19 protein-coding genes are annotated in these 15,898 nt (G+C 33.7%); all 19 read right to left on the reverse strand.

The window, feature by feature from the left end; all coding sequences use genetic code 11:
• Window positions 1-2: 2 nt before the first annotated feature.
• The 19 genes from NH286_RS03475 to NH286_RS03565 all read right to left on the reverse strand — a co-directional run bounded on the left by NH286_RS03475 (window position 3) and on the right by NH286_RS03565 (window position 15,751).
• A complete protein-coding gene (locus NH286_RS03475) occupies window positions 3-1,013 on the reverse strand; it encodes a rod shape-determining protein (RefSeq protein ID WP_106460038.1) in 1,011 nt (336 codons plus the stop codon).
• A 9-nt stretch (window positions 1,014-1,022) separates the two neighbouring features.
• Window positions 1,023-1,703, reverse strand: coding sequence for a RadC family protein (gene radC, locus NH286_RS03480; protein WP_265236887.1), 681 nt, complete (start codon window positions 1,701-1,703; stop codon window positions 1,023-1,025).
• The gene (locus NH286_RS03485) at window positions 1,700-2,215 is read right to left on the reverse strand and encodes a Gx transporter family protein (RefSeq protein ID WP_265236889.1); all 516 of its coding nucleotides are present in this window, start codon (window positions 2,213-2,215) and stop codon (window positions 1,700-1,702) included. The genes radC and NH286_RS03485 overlap by 4 nt, the downstream gene beginning before the upstream one ends.
• Window positions 2,215-2,604: a NusG domain II-containing protein gene (locus NH286_RS03490; protein WP_265236891.1), complete on the reverse strand. Its 390-nt coding sequence runs from the start codon at window positions 2,602-2,604 to the stop codon at window positions 2,215-2,217. Before NH286_RS03490 ends, NH286_RS03485 begins: the two co-directional genes overlap by 1 nt.
• Window positions 2,605-2,823: 219 nt before the next feature.
• Window positions 2,824-3,621, reverse strand: a complete 798-nt coding sequence (locus tag NH286_RS03495; protein WP_265236893.1) for an RnfABCDGE type electron transport complex subunit B — start codon at window positions 3,619-3,621, stop codon at window positions 2,824-2,826.
• 9 nt (window positions 3,622-3,630) lie between these two features.
• Entirely contained in the window at window positions 3,631-4,209 is a 579-nt protein-coding gene (locus NH286_RS03500; protein ID WP_106460033.1) for an electron transport complex protein RnfA, read from the reverse strand.
• 8 nt (window positions 4,210-4,217) lie between these two features.
• A complete protein-coding gene (gene rsxE, locus NH286_RS03505; RefSeq protein ID WP_265213930.1) occupies window positions 4,218-4,841 on the reverse strand; it encodes an electron transport complex subunit RsxE in 624 nt (207 codons plus the stop codon).
• Window positions 4,842-4,849: 8 nt separating this feature from the next.
• Window positions 4,850-5,395: an FMN-binding protein gene (locus NH286_RS03510; RefSeq protein ID WP_106460031.1), complete on the reverse strand. Its 546-nt coding sequence runs from the start codon at window positions 5,393-5,395 to the stop codon at window positions 4,850-4,852.
• Window positions 5,388-6,368, reverse strand: a complete 981-nt coding sequence (locus NH286_RS03515) for an RnfABCDGE type electron transport complex subunit D (RefSeq protein ID WP_265236895.1) — start codon at window positions 6,366-6,368, stop codon at window positions 5,388-5,390. The genes NH286_RS03510 and NH286_RS03515 overlap by 8 nt, the downstream gene beginning before the upstream one ends.
• Window positions 6,369-6,376: 8 nt before the next feature.
• Window positions 6,377-7,705: an electron transport complex subunit RsxC gene (rsxC, locus tag NH286_RS03520; protein ID WP_265213936.1), complete on the reverse strand. Its 1,329-nt coding sequence runs from the start codon at window positions 7,703-7,705 to the stop codon at window positions 6,377-6,379.
• Between the two features lie 68 nt (window positions 7,706-7,773).
• Window positions 7,774-8,430, reverse strand: a complete 657-nt coding sequence (locus NH286_RS03525) for a lytic transglycosylase domain-containing protein (RefSeq protein ID WP_106460028.1) — start codon at window positions 8,428-8,430, stop codon at window positions 7,774-7,776.
• On the reverse strand, window positions 8,427-9,020 hold the full coding sequence (gene coaE, locus NH286_RS03530; protein ID WP_265236897.1) for a dephospho-CoA kinase: 594 nt from the start codon (window positions 9,018-9,020) through the stop codon (window positions 8,427-8,429). The genes NH286_RS03525 and coaE overlap by 4 nt, the downstream gene beginning before the upstream one ends.
• Complete coding sequence (polA, locus tag NH286_RS03535; RefSeq protein WP_265236899.1) at window positions 9,007-11,646, reverse strand: DNA polymerase I; 2,640 nt, start codon at window positions 11,644-11,646, stop codon at window positions 9,007-9,009. The genes coaE and polA overlap by 14 nt, the downstream gene beginning before the upstream one ends.
• A gap of 127 nt (window positions 11,647-11,773) precedes the next feature.
• Window positions 11,774-11,995 (reverse strand): hypothetical protein, encoded by a 222-nt coding sequence (locus NH286_RS03540; protein WP_265236901.1) that lies wholly within the window; start codon window positions 11,993-11,995, stop codon window positions 11,774-11,776.
• Window positions 11,996-12,008: 13 nt separating this feature from the next.
• Entirely contained in the window at window positions 12,009-12,602 is a 594-nt protein-coding gene (locus NH286_RS03545) for a response regulator (RefSeq protein WP_265236903.1), read from the reverse strand.
• Complete coding sequence (locus NH286_RS03550) at window positions 12,583-13,740, reverse strand: histidine kinase (RefSeq protein ID WP_265236907.1); 1,158 nt, start codon at window positions 13,738-13,740, stop codon at window positions 12,583-12,585. Before NH286_RS03550 ends, NH286_RS03545 begins: the two co-directional genes overlap by 20 nt.
• 3 nt (window positions 13,741-13,743) lie before the next feature.
• On the reverse strand, window positions 13,744-14,382 hold the full coding sequence (locus tag NH286_RS03555; protein WP_265236909.1) for a hypothetical protein: 639 nt from the start codon (window positions 14,380-14,382) through the stop codon (window positions 13,744-13,746).
• Window positions 14,379-15,092, reverse strand: coding sequence for a beta-carotene 15,15'-monooxygenase (locus NH286_RS03560; protein WP_265236911.1), 714 nt, complete (start codon window positions 15,090-15,092; stop codon window positions 14,379-14,381). The genes NH286_RS03555 and NH286_RS03560 overlap by 4 nt, the downstream gene beginning before the upstream one ends.
• Window positions 15,089-15,751 carry an ABC transporter ATP-binding protein gene (locus NH286_RS03565; RefSeq protein ID WP_265236913.1) on the reverse strand — a complete coding sequence of 221 codons (663 nt, stop codon included), beginning with the start codon at window positions 15,749-15,751 and terminating at the stop codon, window positions 15,089-15,091. Before NH286_RS03565 ends, NH286_RS03560 begins: the two co-directional genes overlap by 4 nt.
• Window positions 15,752-15,898 lie beyond the last annotated feature (147 nt).

The raw sequence follows: 15,898 nt of genomic DNA on the forward strand, positions 1-15,898 counted from the left end.
ACCTACTTACGATATTTCAAATATTTTTCTGGATTTTCCAAAATCATACCTGCCCCTAGGATAGCATCTGTGCTTGGGTCTTCTGAGTGGTAAGATTTAAGTCCAATTTTCTTTTCAATGTATTCTGCCATACCTGATAGTTGTGATAGGGAACCTGATAAAGCAAAACCGTTTTTCTTTATGTCTGCCGAAATTTCTGGTGGTGTTTTTTCTAAAACTTCAAATACCATATCACATATCTCATCTGCAAATGGCAATATTGTTGAAACTAGCTCATTTGATTTAATAATCTCAGTTTTAGGCTTAGAATCTGTAAAATCTCTACCATCAACCGACATTTCCATATTGGCATCTTTTACCTTTAGGCTTGCTAGGGCTATTTTTACTTTTTCCGCTGTATTTTTACCTATTTCTAGATTTTTATTATCTCTAAAATATGAAACTATCTTTTCATCTAGGTAGTCTCCACCTTTATTTATGGTTTTTGATGTAACTATTCCATTTAGGGAAATTACAGCTACCTGGCTTGTACCAGCTCCCATATTTATCAGTAGAATCCCCTTAGATTCTTCAGGTGATAGGTTCATACCATACGCACAAGCTAAGGACTCATCTACAAGTATTATATCCCTGCTACCTGCATGGAGAGCTGCATCTTCCACCGCTCTTTTTTGTATATCTGTAATGCCAGAAGGTACCACTATTACAACCTTTGGCTGGATAAAGCTAAAACCTTCATTTACTTTTCCAAAAAAGTAATTAAGCATAGCTTCTGTAAGGTTAAAGTCTGTTATAACCCCGTTTTTGATTGGCTTTACTACCTGTATATTTTTGTGGGTCTTGCCTAGCATGTCTTTAGCCTCTTGGCCTACCGCTTCGACTTTTTGGTAGTTTTCGTCAAGCACTAAGCTTGATGGTTCGTTTATTATTAGACCCTCGCCTTTTTTATAAACTAAAATATTGCTAGTACCAAGGTCTATGGCAAAATCTGTAGCAATCAACTTTAATTTCATAATATTCTCCTATATATAATTATCTCTTTTTAAAGATACATAATCAGTATGACCAATTATAATGTGGTCAAGTACATTTATATCAAGTATTTCTCCAGCATCTATGAGTCTTCTAGTAACCATTATATCAGCCTTAGACGGGTCTGGATTACCTGATGGGTGGTTGTGAACTAATATTATTGACTTAGCACTCTTTTTGATTGCCTTCTTAAAAACTTCTCTAGGATTTACTATTGATGAATTTAAGTCACCTATAGATATTAATTCATTTGCTATAACCATATTTTTATTATTCAATAAAACTATGTAAAAATGTTCCCTATCTTCCATGGCAAGTTTATTTCTAAACATCTGGTAGACATCTTCATTAGATGTGATTTTGTCATATTTCTTGTTTAGATATTCTTCCTTAAGCCTCTTACCAAGCTGAAGGCTTGCTATTACCTTTGTAGCCTTAGCATCCTTTATCCCCTTAATCTTTCTAAGATCAGATACTCCTATTTCTAGAAGGTCTTCTGTTGAGAAAGAATCAAGGATTTCTTCAGCAAGTTCTATTGCGTTTTTCTCACTTGTCCCTGTTTGTAAAATTATGGCCAAAAGCTCTGTATTTGTCAGAGCTCCATAGCCATAGTTTATTAACTTCTCTCTGGGCCTATCAGATTCTTTCATCTGCTTTATAGTTTGTTTCACTTAAGCTTTTCTCCAATATCTAGTTTTTTCATATGCTTTATTATAAAATTGGATGAAAGGCCTACAAAAAATCCGGTGAAGGTACCAACAAATACAAGGAGTGGTAAATAATAAAACATCTTAATATTTTCCATCACTATAACAGATACTATTATCTGTCCAATATTGTGGGCAAAGGCACCTATTTCACTTACACCAATAAAAGAAAATAGCTTATCATGAAATTTAAGGGCAAGAACCATTGCAATTGATGCTAGAATGGCCCCGGCAGCTGAATAAAAGAAAGCAGAAACTGCTCCTGTTATTAAAACCAGCATAAAGGATTTTAGTAAGGATATTGTAAGGCTAGCCTTAAATCCATAAAAATAAAGACTTACTAGTATTATTATATTAGAAAGTCCAAGTTTTGCACCTGGAATAGGAACAGGCATCGGGATTTGTAATTCCACAACTGATATAACTAGGGCGAGGGCTAAGAGAAGAGCCATATTTGTTAACTTTTTGGTATTCATTATCTTACCACCTTATCTATTTTTTCTTCCTTTTGGCTTTTTTTATCGCTTTCTTCTACCTCAAGAAAGAGCCTGTGAGGTAGACAAATTATTGTCTCGCCTTCTTTTGAGATTGCATGCATATGGGTACAAATTTGATCAAGACAATCAGCCTCAACAACCTTAGCCTTGCCATCTTTTATCTCAATCTTATTATAATGGCCGCCATATCTTGCTATATACTCCCCATCCTTTTCTAAAGGAAGTCTTTCTATTATCTTTCCATCTTGTTCTACTACTAATATATCACCGTCATACTTTTGGCTTTCTTTATATATCAAAAAATTAAATCCTAAAGACAGGCACAGAAGTCCAACTATTACGATTATATCACCTTTTTTTATCTTCATATATATATTCCCTCTATTAAAATTTTAATTGTACTCAATTATAATATTATATACTTTTTAGCCTATAAAACTAGGAATTTATATGTAAAATTTAAGATAAAAAAAGAAGCCCAGGGCTTCCGATCTTGATAAAGTATAAGAATGCTTTGTAGTTATATAAATTAATGTTTTCCTATGTAGGAATTAACTTTATCAAAATAGTTGCCGCAGGCTTCGTTTTTATTCATTTATTGTTATACATTTATTTGGACATTTTTCACATGCTGTCTTTAATAGTTCCATATCAAAGTCATTACCGTGAACTTCTTTTGATAGGAAGTTATCCATTGCAAATGCTTCAGGGTAGGTTTTTGCACAAATTGTACAACCTATACATGAATTAGAGCAGTTTGCTCTTGCATCTTTGCCCTTGTCATGAGATGAACATAGGACTACTTGTTTTTGTGAAAATGGTATAAGCTCGATTATATTTTTTGGACATACGTCTACGCACTTGCCACAAGCTACACATTTTTCTCTATCAACTAAGGCTACTCCATCTACTATATGTATTGCATCAAATGGGCAGGTTTTTTCACAAGTGCCACATCCTATACATCCATAGTTACAAGCTTTTTTACCGCCAAATAAAGCAATTTGTGCCCTACAGTCCTCTAGACCTTGGTAAGCAAATTTATCCTTAGCAGCTTCTGTAGTACCATTACATTTTACTATAGCTACCTTTCTATCGTCTGATGCTGTAGCTTCTACACCCATTGCAGCTGCTACTGCTGCTGTAGTGTTTGGTCCGCCTATAGCACAGGCATTTACTTCTGCTTCGCCTTTTGCTATGGCTGCTGCAAGTCCATCACAGCCAGGATAACCGCATGCACCACAGTTAGCACCTGGTAGGGCATCCCTAACTGCTGCTTCTTTGACTGATTTTTCTACGTGGAATTTATCTGAGATAAATCCTAAAGCTATCGCAAATACAAAGCCCATTACGGCTAGTATTGCCATTGGTAATAATAAATTCATCGCTTCCTCCTATGCTAAACCTGCAAAGCCCATGAAGGCTATAGCCATTAGACCTAGGGTTATTAAAGAGAGTGGGGCTCCCTTAAATGACTCAGGAACGTTGTTATATTCTGTCTTTTCTCTTAGGTAAGCTAGGATCATGATTGCTAGCATAAATCCTATTGATGATGCAAAGGCATATACTGTTGCTTCTACTAAGTTATAAGATAAGTCTATTGTTTTGATTGCTACACCAAGAACCACACAGTTGGTTGTGATTAGTGGTAGATAAACACCCAAAGCTCCATAAAGGGCAGGCATTGATTTTTTCATTACTGTTTCTACTGATTGAACTAGAGTTGCTATAACCAAGATAAATACTACTGTTTGTAAGTATTGTACATTAAAGGCCTCTAATATGTAATATTGGATAAACCAAGTTATAATTGTTGCAAGTACTATTACAAATATTACCGCAAAACCCATTCCTCTAGCAGTCTCAACCTTACTTGTAACACCTAGGGTTGGACAAATACCTAAGAATTGTCCAAGTACGTAGTTTGATACAAATATAGTTGCTATTATGATTTTAAATAATTCTACTAGCATGATAACTCCTATTTAGCTTTCTTTCTATTTGTAATCGCATGGAAGGCTGCATAAATCATTCCAAGTACTATAAATGATGATGCTGGTTGAAGCATAAATCCTATAGTGTATTCTTCTGGTATGATTCCTATTCCAAAAAGTGTGCCTGCTCCTAGTAATTCTCTGAAGAAGGCAAGTATTGATATAGCTATAGTATAGCCTATACCTTGGCTGATACCATCTACTATTGATGCGATTGGGCCATTTTGTGATGCAAATCCTTCTGCACGAGCAAGGATGATACAGTTTACTACTATTAGTGGTATAAAGATACCCAAAGACTGATCAAGAGCTGGTGCATAGGCCTTTATTAGCATTTGAACAATAGTTACAAAGCCTGCTATTACTACGATGAAAGAAGGTATCCTTATTTCATCTGATATGAAGTTACGTAATAAGGATATAACTAAGTTACTCATTACAAGTACGAAGGTTACTGACACTCCCATACCTACAGCATTAGTTAAGGTTGAAGATATGGCTAGTACAGAACACATACCAACCATCTGTACAAGGACAGGGTTGTTTTTTATGATTCCATCGGTAAATATTTTACCAAAATTTACCTTTTCTTTTTTATTTTCTTTTGCCATGATAGCTCCTATTCTAATTTAGAGAGAACTTCTCTTGCATCGTTTATACCTCTAAGGATAGTATTAGTAGAAATTGTAGCTCCTGACAAGCCAACTATTTCATTTTCCCCACCTGAGGCTGATGCCTTAACTTCGCTGTCCATATTTACTCCGACCATTCCTTCTTTGAAGAAATCTTCTTCCATCTGTTTACCAAAGCCTGCTGACTCTGAATGGCTTAGTGGAGCAAATCCTGTTATATTATGGTCACTATCAACACCAATTAAGAATTGTATATCGCCGCCGTAACCGCCTGGAGATTGGATTTGGAATACATATCCATCGCCACTTTCTCCTTTTGCCTTGTATACTTCTTGGATGGTGTCTGGCTTATCTGCTACTTCTACTGGCTCATAGGAATCTGCTTTATAAACTATAGCAAGGGATTCTTTTAGCTCTTCTTGTTTACGAGCTTCTATGATTGGAGAAGTCATATTGTTTGTAAAAGCAAGGGCTAGGGCAGTTACTGATGTTATTAATAGTAATTTTATACCTAATTTAATACTCTTATTCATTTTCCCCTCCTTTTTTATCTTTCGCTTTACCAAAAATCCTATCTCTTGTGTATTTTTCAATAACAGGTACTAAGAGGTTCATTAGTAGGATTGAGTAAGAAACACCTTCTGGATATCCACCCCATAGTCTTATAACAGCTGTTAAGAAACCACAACCAAAGGCAAATACTATTTGTCCCTTAGGAGTTATTGGAGCTGTAGTATAATCTGTTGCCATAAAGAAGGCACCTAGGATTAGACCACCTGATAAGATTTGACTTAGTAAATAATTAAGATCAAAACCCTTACCAAATATTGCAAGTAGGACTGTTGTAGTCACTATATATGTAAGTGGGATTCTTATATGAATTACTTTTCTAAATAGTAAGTATCCTGCACCTATAAGTAGGGCTATAGCACTAATCTCACCAATACATCCTGGAATGTGTCCGATAAATAAATCCATTAGGCTGTAAGCTTTTGGATCTGATAATGGTGTTGCTTGAGAAACCATTGATACATCGCTTATAGTTTTTAGAGTTGCAACTCTTTCTGTTGGCACAAAGTTTGTCATTGTATCTGACCAAGAAGCCATTAGAAAGGCTCTTGCTGCAAGAGCTGGGTTTACAATGTTTTGGCCAATTCCGCCGTAGAACATCTTTGCAACGATTATAGCAAACATTGAACCTATCACTATTTGCCAAACTGGTAAGGTAAATGGCACATTGTAGGCTAATAAAATACCTGTTACAACTGCTGATAAATCTTTGATTGTATTTTTTCTTTTTGTTAATTTATTAAAGGCTGCTTCTGATAGAACACAGGCTATTACTGATGCTAGTATTAAAACTAGGGCCCTGTAACCAAAGTAGTAAATTCCGACAGCTCCTGCAGGAATAAGTGCAATAATAACATCAAGCATGTCATTTGCTACTGTCCTTTTACTTCTAAGGTGTGGAGAAGCAGTTACTAATAATTGTTTATTATTTTCCATAATTCCCCCTATTTTCCTGCCTGTCTTATTTGTCTCTTAGCAAATTTGATAGCTTCTACTAAAGGTCTTCTTGCAGGACACACAAATGAGCATGAACCGCATTCTATACAATCAAGAGCGCCCTCTTGGTCTGCTTTTTCAAATCTACCGTCTAGAGCGTGTTTGTGGATGTAGTTTGGTAGCAAGAATACTGGACATACGCTTACACATCTTCCACATCTTATACAAGGATCTGCTTCTTCGATGAAGGCTTCCTTGCTATCTAAAACTAGGATACAGTTAGTAGCTTTTTCCACTGGTTTTGTGAGGTCTGGTTGAGCTATACCACACATTGGTCCACCATTTATAACCTTAGCTACATCATCTGAACCGCCAGCTTCTTCTAGAAGCTCACCAAAGCTTACACCAAGTCTTACCTTCATGTTTGTTGGGTTTTTGACTGATGAGCCTGTAACAGTTAGGATTCTTTCATATAGAGGTTTACCCATGAAAAGCGCTTCATAAATTGCATTTACAGTAGAAATATTTGATACAATTGCTCCTACATCCATTGGAAGTCCACCTGATGGTACTTCCCTATCTAGGATTGCATTTATAAGTCTTTTTTCATCACCTTGTGGATATTTGGTCTTAAGCTTTACTACTTCAATAGTGCCTTCGAATTTGTTAGATTTCGCAAATTCTTCTAGGGCCTTTGTCATTGTTTCGTAAGCCTTTGGTTTATTATCTTCTATGGCTATAAAACCTTTTTTGGCATCCACTGCCTTAAGTAGTTGAATTAAACCCTTTATTATATGTAGGGGATAATTTTTCATTATGTAGTCATCACAGGTGATAAAAGGTTCACACTCTGCACCATTTACAATTACAGTATCTACTGGTTTGTTTGGTGAATATTTAATGTGGGCAGGAAAGGCTGCTCCACCCATACCAACTATTCCAGCTTCCTTAATCTTTGCTACGATCTCTTCCTTGCTTAAGTTTACGTTTTCAGATTCAAGGTAAGTTTTTTCTTGATCAAAGCCTTCAGTGTCAATTATTACTGCCTTGGTATTTTTACCTGAGGCTGATTGTATGTCGACTATGTCTTTTACAATGCCTGCCACTGAGGAATGTATGTTTGCTGAGAAGTTACCAACTGCACTAGCAATCAAATCTCCTACAGCAACTTCATCTTTCTTATTGACAATGCACTTACTAGGTGCGCCTATGTGTTGAGTTAGTGGAATTGTTACAAGCTTTGGAATAGCAGCTGTTTTAAGGCTGCTATTTTCTGTTAGCTCTTTATATTCCGCCATCTGAACACCATGAGCAAATGTCATAGTATTAGTTGCCATCTTTCTCTCCTTTTATTATTTTTTCTCTATACTTCTATTATAGAATAAAATCGAAAATTTCTCAATATTTATCTTACATTTGAGATAATATCTTCTAAAAATGTCATAAAGTTATCAAAGGCTAGCTGTTTTAGATTTGCAAGTCTCTCCTTGCTAGGCAAGCCATTTTTGTAAAACTTCTTGTAGACATCATAGTTTGCATCTATTTTTGTTACATATTGCCTTGTTTCTTCAAATGGTATATCTAAAGGATTTGGATTTGTCGCATCCACTATCCCTTCATTAATCCACTTATCGACATTACCCACCCCACCATTGTAGGCTGCTAGGGCCAAGTCTCTGTTGTTGTAATACCTATAAAGATAATCATAATAGGCAAGACCTAGGTCAAGATTATACTCAACTTCTGAAAGCTTTTCTGGGTGAAATTCCTTATTTGTAAGCTCAGCCGCATGGGAAGCAGTTTGATCAAGAAGTTGCATCAAGCCCTTAGCATCTTGGTGACTTTGCGCATCCTTGTTAAAGTCTGATTCTACCTTTATGATTGATGCTGTTAGAAGTGGGTCTACATTGTATTTTTCTGAATATTCATAGATTTCATCTTGATAATTAATCCTTGTCCTAGATGTCTGATAGGCTATTATGCCATATATTATGACAAATAGAAGCAAGATTGCAAGTAGGATAAAACCTATAAATTTACCTATAGCTTTGAGTGCTTTCATAAAATATTTTCCGTCCTTAAAATTTCTATTATTTTTGCCCTGAGCTCCTCTATAGAACCATCATTGTCTATGATTATTTTACCATCATCCTTAGCATTGATAGATTTTTCTTGAGTGGCTATTTTGCTTTTGGCATAAAGTTCGTTTATCCCATCACGCTCAGTCAACCTTTTAATCTGGATTTCCTCACTTGCCCTTACAAATAAGATAAGGTCAGGGTCAAATTTAGCTTCCATTTGATAAAAAAGAGGTATTTCTACAAAGACATTTTTTTCATCAAGACTTCCTATCTGCCTTTCAATCTCTGCCATAATATTGGGATGGGTAAGCTTATTTAGCCTTGCCATAAGGTCAGGACTCCTAAAAATCATTTTAGCTAGCTTATTTTTATCAAGGTCCTCATTTTCAAAAGCCTTCCTAAAAAATGGATCTTTTTTGATGGCCTCATAATTTGCTTGACCTTTTTCTAATAGCTTTTTATTTACCTGGTCGCTGTCAATAACCACAAAGCCCAATTCCCTAATTATGGAGCTTAGAGCTGACTTTCCCGATCCAATTGTCCCTGTTATTACAATCTTATTTGGACTCATACATACTATCTCCAAAACCTATGTCTACCACAAGCTTTACCTTAAGCTCTGCCGCATCTTCCATGCACTTTTGTAGGATTTCCTTAGCCCTATCCTTATCTTCTAGAGAAGATTCTATAATTATTTCATCGTGGATTTGTAAAATTATCCTTGCATCGAGGCCTTCATCTAAGAGGGTCTGGTGAGTATTTATCATGGCAATTTTGATTATATCTGCCGCAGTGCCTTGGATTGGGGTATTTAGGGCAATCCTTTCACCAAAGCTTCTGACATTAAAGTTTCTTGACGAAATCTCTGGTATATAGCGTCTTCTGTGGAAGAGGGTTTCTATATAGCCTTGATCCTTGGCAAGTTTTACGACATTATCCATATAGGCCTTAATTTGAGGATATGAAGCCTTATATGAATCTATATAATCTTTGGCTTGTTTTCTAGGTATATTTAGGTTTTGAGATAGGCCATAATCGCTTATGCCATAGATTATTCCAAAATTTACTGCCTTTGCTTCAGACCTTTGAAGCTTTGTAACCTTATCAAGGGGTGTATTAAAGACCTCAGATGCGGTCTGGGTGTGGATGTCTATGTTGTGGTTGAAGGCATCTTGCATATTTTTATCATCTGCTAGGCTTGCCAAAATTCTTAGCTCAATTTGTGAATAGTCGGCATCTATTAAAATATTGCCTTCAGCTGCCTTAAAGGCCTTTCTAATGGCCCTTCCTTCGTCAGTTTTAATTGGCAAGTTTTGTAGGTTTGGCTCTTGGCTTGATAATCTACCGGTTGAAGCAATATTTTGCCTAAAGGTTGATCTGATTCTTCCATCTTCATCTATAGCATTTTCTAGGCCTTCGATGTAGGTTGAGCGAAGCTTGTAGGTTTCCCTGTATTTTTCAATCTTTTCAATGATTGGGTGCTTGTCCCTAAGTTTTTCTAGGACTGATTGGTCTGTCGAAAATCCAGTCTTGGTCTTCTTGATAACTGGCAAGTCCAAATCTTTAAAGAGAACTTCTCCAAGCTGCTTGGTGGAGTTTATATTAAACTCGCTTCCTGCGTAGTCATATATGTCTTTGGTTAGGTCTTCTATTTGACTATCAAGTCCTTCTTTTAACTCTTCTAAGACTTCGCTATCTGTAGCAAAGCCAACTATTTCCATAGCTGCAAGGACTCCAGCAAGTTTCTTTTCTATATTGTCATATAGATCTAACATCTGGTATTCTTTGAGATTTTCTAAAAGCTTATCTTTAGAATATTCTATTGCATAGATTATAGATGCCAGGTAGGAATTGAGCTTATCAGACTCAATATCTTCATATTTTTTCTTCTTAGCTCCCTTGCCCAAAAGAGCCTCTTCGTTATCAACCTCAAAATTCGCATAGGACTGGCTTAGTACCTTTAAATCATAAGAGGACCTTGATGGGTCAATTAGATAGTGCATAAGCATCAAATCATCGTAAGGAGCCTTAAGCTTTATGCCTATCTTATCAAGAAGAACTATTTCTTCCTTGATATCAAAACTAGTCTTTCTAATGGATTCATCTGCAAAAATTTCCTTGAAGTTTTTAGTGAATTCATCGTCAGGCTTAATTATAAAGACCTTAGAGTTCTTAGTTTTAATAGCCAGGCTAAAGATTTCTGAATGGATATAATTATCTCCATTATATAAGGATTTGAAGAAAAATTCCTTATCTTCCTTTATAGATCCAATTAAATCTTTAAAATCATCTGTGATTTCATATTTAAATTCAATTTTAGGGGAATTCTTGCCATCAGAATCAAGCTCATCTAAAAACTTATTGAAATTAAGTTTAGCAAACTTCTCCCTAAGGCTTTCCTTGTCAATCTCTCCAAGGGCTAGGTCATCATAGTCAAATTCTACAGGAGCATCTGTGACAATTGTCCCAATTTTCTTGGATAAGTAGGCCATAGCTTCGCCATTTTCGATATTTTCCTTAGTCTTCTTGCCTGTGATATCGTCAATATTTTCATATAGGCCTTCTATAGATCCATATTTTTGGATATATTGGAGGGCACGCTTTTCGCCAATCCCATCCACTCCTGGGATATTATCAGACTTATCACCCATAAGTCCCTTAACATCTATAAGTTGCTTAGGGCTAATGCCATATTCTTCCTTGATTTTTTCGACATTATATTCAACAGTATCTGAAACACCCTTCCTGGTCAAATAGACAATTATTCCATCATCTACTAGTTGGAGGTAGTCCCTATCTCCTGTTATAAGGACTGCTTCATCTCCAGCTTCCTTGGCCATTTTTGCATAGGTTCCAACTATATCATCAGCCTCAAAACCATCTAGGTCTGTATATTTGACTCCCATAGATTCAAGGACATCCTTAAGTATTCCAAACTGGTAGGAAAGCTCGTTTGGAGTCTTATCCCTATTTGCCTTATAATCCTTAAATTCTTCATTTCTAAAAGTTCCACCCGACCTATCAAAGGCAACCAGGACATAGTCAGGCTTATATTTATCAAAGGCGTTCTTATACATGGTCAAAAATCCATAAACACCATTTGTCATAACTCCGTCATTGTTGGTCAAATTTGGAAGAGCAAAAAAGGCCCTATAGATCAAAGATGAACCATCAATTAACATTACAGTTTTTTTCATTATATCTCCTTAACAAAAAATATTTCTATTTTCTGCAACAAATCTTATCTCTACCTTATAGTATAACGTATTTTGGCAAATTTTTAAAGAAAAAAGGAAACATTCTCACAAATGCTTCCCTTTTTAATTAAATCTCATCATATTTCTTTTTTAACTTATCCATGTAGTCAAGGTCGATCCACTCCTCGCTATATCCACATCTAGTGCAAATATACCTAGCAACAGGAACTGCTGACTTAATTGTAAGACCTGTCATAATATTATTTCCAGCCCCATAAGCCCCAGCAGATCCCGGCACAAATAAAATATCACTAGCCCCACACTTTGGGCACTTTCTCGTATTTTTCATAAATTCTCCTTTTTTACATAACAGGGTCAATATAACCAAGCTCCATTGCCTTGTTATAGGCTTCTATAGCATTATTTACTCCTAACTTATCATAAATATTAGCCAGGTGATTGTAAAGAGTTCTCTCGCTGATAAAAAGTTTTTGGGCAATTTTCTTTTTATCAGCACCTTTTACCAGCTCCTTTAAAACTTCTATTTCTCTTTGGGTAAGAGGCTCAATAATCAAAGTCTTCCTAGATGGGCTTTTGCCTTGGTAAACATTTTTAAGTCTTACTAGCATTTCCTCAATTTCGATAGACTTATTTATAAAATCCTTTACTCCCAAGTCAAAAGCCATATCCTTGTAATTGTCTAAGTCATAAGATGTTAAGACTATTATATTTTGTTTGGGATTTTCAGCTAGCAAATCTTTAATTAAATCAAGGCCTGTCTTATCATCTTTTAAATTTATGTCAATTAAGAAAATATCATAGGGATCTTTTTCTGTCATTTTTAAAAACTCTTGGACTTTTGATACATAAGTACATGAAATTTCTTCTTGCTCTTCTAAAAGCATCTTAAGAGACTGACCAAATAATTTATGGTCATCAAGCAAAATAATTTTCATTTCCTTCCACCTCCAAGGAAACTTTAGTTGTAAGTATATCTTTATTTAAGCTATAAGAAATATTTCCTGAATTTGAATCTATCAAAAGTTTAAGAAGCAATACCCCTCTTTTGGATTCCTTAATTTTATTAAAATCAGAAAGGTTTGCACCATCACTTTCCATTTCTATATAAAGATAATTTTCTTTTTTATAAAGTTTGTAAGATAAATACTTGGCATCGGAATGCTTATATACATTATTTATAAGTTCCTTTGATATTATTGCAATCAACCTAATTAATCTTTTATCTTCTGTTAGATCCCTATCGATATATTTGCTAATTTCAATATTTTTATCTGGATATAGACTTCCTACATTATCAAATATAGCTAATAGAGATGTTTCCAAATTCGCTTTTTCAAATAAAGAAGATTGGTAGAATTTCATTATATTTCGTGCTTTTTTCTCAAGTTCCCTTAGAATGTTTTTAGTATATTCTATATCTGGATTTTTTGAAGACAAATAATTTTTACTTGCAAATATATCTTGGATAATATCATCATGGATTATTCTTGCAAATTCATCTCTTTCACTAGCCATATAATCTGAAAGATAATAAAGTTTGAAAGTTTTATCATATGCTAATTCTTTTTCCTTTAAAAATAGGATAAAGAAAAATTCTGTAATAAGGAAAATTATCTGGGTAAAAATATTAATCATTACAGTTCCTATATCAAATAAATAAATCACTGCAAAAATAAAAAATACAAGTCCAATAGTAAATATTTGGGTGGATTTTCTTGATATTGGCAAGATATTTATATATTTTATATTCTCCAAGACCAAATATTTTTTAATAAATAGGCTTGTTGAGATTATGCTTATGAGGGCGAATAGAAACTTATAAGGCAAATCATTTATTAAAATCAAACTTAAGGGTAATAATGATGTGAAAATTACCAAAATAGAAAATCTCTGAGGTATTTTTTTATTTGTAATTTCTGTATATATAAGTCCATACAAGGTGAAAAATAAAATAAGTGAAACTGCATTTAAAATCGGGCCCTCTTTTGCTAACAAATTGTTTTTAAAAAGAAGACCCCAAAATAAAATTATCATTAAATGGATGCTTACAATTTTTTCTAATTTCTTATACATATCTCAATAGTAGCTGACTACAATCCTTTCTTTATTTGTATTTATACCCAAAAATACGCTTAATGATCCTAAAATCAAAAGCTTAGTAAGTAAATAAAACGCCAAGGAATTTGTAAAATTATATACTAGGATCGATAGAGTCATGACTAATAAAGATAGTCCTATCAAGCGAATTTGGAGAGAATTTACTTTATTCATGTTTCTAGTATTAAGAATTACAAAAACTATTATTAGAGTGTAAAGAAAACTTGATAAAAGCAAATTTAAAATAATAATTAAGCTAATTTCAAGTTTTATTAAATTTAATATTAAGCTTGGAAGGACTATAATTAATGTCCCTAAATAGATACTAAACAAATATTTAATTAGAATTTTTTTAATAGAAAGTCCATTCGCAAGTAAAAATTCAAGCTTTTTGCTAATCTTATCTGATACCAAGGTGTTTTTAGCGAGTTCTACTCCAAACATTAGGACAAGTATTAAAATCCCATCAATTTTAACTATATTCATGACCTTATTTATTTCATAACTTCCTCCATCGCTAAAAAACAAAGCCATAAAGGAGCAGATTAGTGCCATAAGAGACATTAATAAAGCATTTTTGTCTAAAAGTTTTCTTAAATCGTTAATGACTAACTTCATGACCATGACCCTTCTTTATTAATTACAGATTCATTGTTCATTTTAGACAAATCTTTTATAGAAAAAACTGCAAAGATTAAGGCTAATCCTATATTTATTCCCAAAATGATATAAATAAGGTTTAGGTTATATTTTTCTATTAATGATAGAATTTTTCCTGAAAATGTGCCTATCATGTAAATTAAAATTGTTGTTCCAAAGAAAACTATATTTTTAAAAAACTTAAAGTTTTTTTGAGATAAAGATATAAGGTTAAAAAATAGTATTTCAAAATATGTCATTCCTATCATTGTCACAAATATCCCCACAATCCACTTAAATTCAATTTTAAAGTCTACTATGACATAAGTTAGGAAAAATAATAAAAATGGAACAATAGAAGATAGTCTCCACATTTCTATTGCATAGGCTTTAATCACATCTTTTATATTAATTCCTGACCCTAGGATAAATTCAATACGTTTATTTAGTTTATCCTTGACTGTAAGATTTACAACCATAGAATTAGACATAAGAATTTCAATTCCAAGCATTAGTACATATAGCATTAATATAATATAATCATTTCCTCTTGAATCAAAGGTCCCATTATATAGTAAAAAAATAAAGCCTAAGGAAATCAAAGTAAATAACAATAAATTTAAAATAAAATCTTTATCTTTAGTTATATAGTATCGACAAGCCCTATTAATATTCATCTTATCATTCATTTCCTACCTTCCTCTATAAATAAATCTTCTAAGCTCTCTCCCTTAATTTCTCCGATATTCTTTGTAAAAAGTAACTCTCCTGATTTTATCATAGAAACCTTATCAGCGACCTTTTCAATTTCAGAAAGATCATGACTTGTAAGAACTATGGTCTTTGCTTCTCTTTTTAATAATTTTATGAGTTTTCTTATCTCAACTCTTGATATTGGATCAACCCCACTAGTTACTTCATCTAAAAATATTATCTCTCTATTCATCATTACAATTATTAACAAAGATAATTTTCTCTTCATACCCTTAGAATATGTAGAAACATTTCTACAAAGATCATTTGTAAGATCTAACAAGTCAGAATATTTTTGATAATAATCTAAACCATAGCCGAAATATAAACCGTATAATTTAATGTTTTCAAGTCCTGTCTTATCTTCATATAAGTAGTCATTTTCAAGTAACATTGCATGACTTCCCTTAAGTCTAACTTGACCACCATATTCTTCATAAAGACCAGTAAGTATCCTAAGTAAAGAAGTCTTACCAGAGCCATTAGGACCAACTAGAGCATGGACCGTATTTTCTTCAATTTCTAAAGAAAAATTATTAAAAAGCTTCTTATTTTCGAAGTTCTTACTCATATTCTTCACTTCTATCATATTCATAAAATCACCTCTTTATTATATTCTAAATAATTAGAGTAAATATTACATGAGTAAAAACTGCAAAGTTTTTTTGGTAAAACCTTATTTATAGACAATAAAAAAATCTATTGAAACTTGTTAGTAACAATAGATTCCTAAATTAATATA

Source organism: Anaerococcus sp. NML200574 (assembly GCF_026131665.1).
GTDB lineage: Bacteria > Bacillota > Clostridia > Tissierellales > Peptoniphilaceae > Anaerococcus > Anaerococcus kampingae.

What these genes read in the sequence shown, in the direction of transcription:
- NH286_RS03545 (WP_265236903.1), bottom strand. Translation starts at nt 12,602, where the DNA reads ATGAAAATTATTTTGCTTGATGACCATAAATTATTTGGTCAGTCTCTT.
- NH286_RS03540 (WP_265236901.1), bottom strand. Translation starts at nt 11,995, where the DNA reads ATGAAAAATACGAGAAAGTGCCCAAAGTGTGGGGCTAGTGATATTTTA.
- NH286_RS03515 (WP_265236895.1), bottom strand. Translation starts at nt 6,368, where the DNA reads ATGGAAAATAATAAACAATTATTAGTAACTGCTTCTCCACACCTTAGA.
- NH286_RS03560 (WP_265236911.1), bottom strand. Translation starts at nt 15,092, where the DNA reads ATGAATGATAAGATGAATATTAATAGGGCTTGTCGATACTATATAACT.
- NH286_RS03495 (WP_265236893.1), bottom strand. Translation starts at nt 3,621, where the DNA reads ATGAATTTATTATTACCAATGGCAATACTAGCCGTAATGGGCTTTGTA.
- NH286_RS03500 (WP_106460033.1), bottom strand. Translation starts at nt 4,209, where the DNA reads ATGCTAGTAGAATTATTTAAAATCATAATAGCAACTATATTTGTATCA.
- polA (WP_265236899.1), bottom strand. Translation starts at nt 11,646, where the DNA reads ATGAAAAAAACTGTAATGTTAATTGATGGTTCATCTTTGATCTATAGG.
- rsxC (WP_265213936.1), bottom strand. Translation starts at nt 7,705, where the DNA reads ATGGCAACTAATACTATGACATTTGCTCATGGTGTTCAGATGGCGGAA.
- NH286_RS03510 (WP_106460031.1), bottom strand. Translation starts at nt 5,395, where the DNA reads ATGAATAAGAGTATTAAATTAGGTATAAAATTACTATTAATAACATCA.
- NH286_RS03490 (WP_265236891.1), bottom strand. Translation starts at nt 2,604, where the DNA reads ATGAAGATAAAAAAAGGTGATATAATCGTAATAGTTGGACTTCTGTGC.
- NH286_RS03550 (WP_265236907.1), bottom strand. Translation starts at nt 13,740, where the DNA reads ATGTATAAGAAATTAGAAAAAATTGTAAGCATCCATTTAATGATAATT.
- coaE (WP_265236897.1), bottom strand. Translation starts at nt 9,020, where the DNA reads ATGAGTCCAAATAAGATTGTAATAACAGGGACAATTGGATCGGGAAAG.
- NH286_RS03525 (WP_106460028.1), bottom strand. Translation starts at nt 8,430, where the DNA reads ATGAAAGCACTCAAAGCTATAGGTAAATTTATAGGTTTTATCCTACTT.
- NH286_RS03485 (WP_265236889.1), bottom strand. Translation starts at nt 2,215, where the DNA reads ATGAATACCAAAAAGTTAACAAATATGGCTCTTCTCTTAGCCCTCGCC.
- NH286_RS03475 (WP_106460038.1), bottom strand. Translation starts at nt 1,013, where the DNA reads ATGAAATTAAAGTTGATTGCTACAGATTTTGCCATAGACCTTGGTACT.
- rsxE (WP_265213930.1), bottom strand. Translation starts at nt 4,841, where the DNA reads ATGGCAAAAGAAAATAAAAAAGAAAAGGTAAATTTTGGTAAAATATTT.
- NH286_RS03565 (WP_265236913.1), bottom strand. Translation starts at nt 15,751, where the DNA reads ATGAATATGATAGAAGTGAAGAATATGAGTAAGAACTTCGAAAATAAG.
- NH286_RS03555 (WP_265236909.1), bottom strand. Translation starts at nt 14,382, where the DNA reads ATGAAGTTAGTCATTAACGATTTAAGAAAACTTTTAGACAAAAATGCT.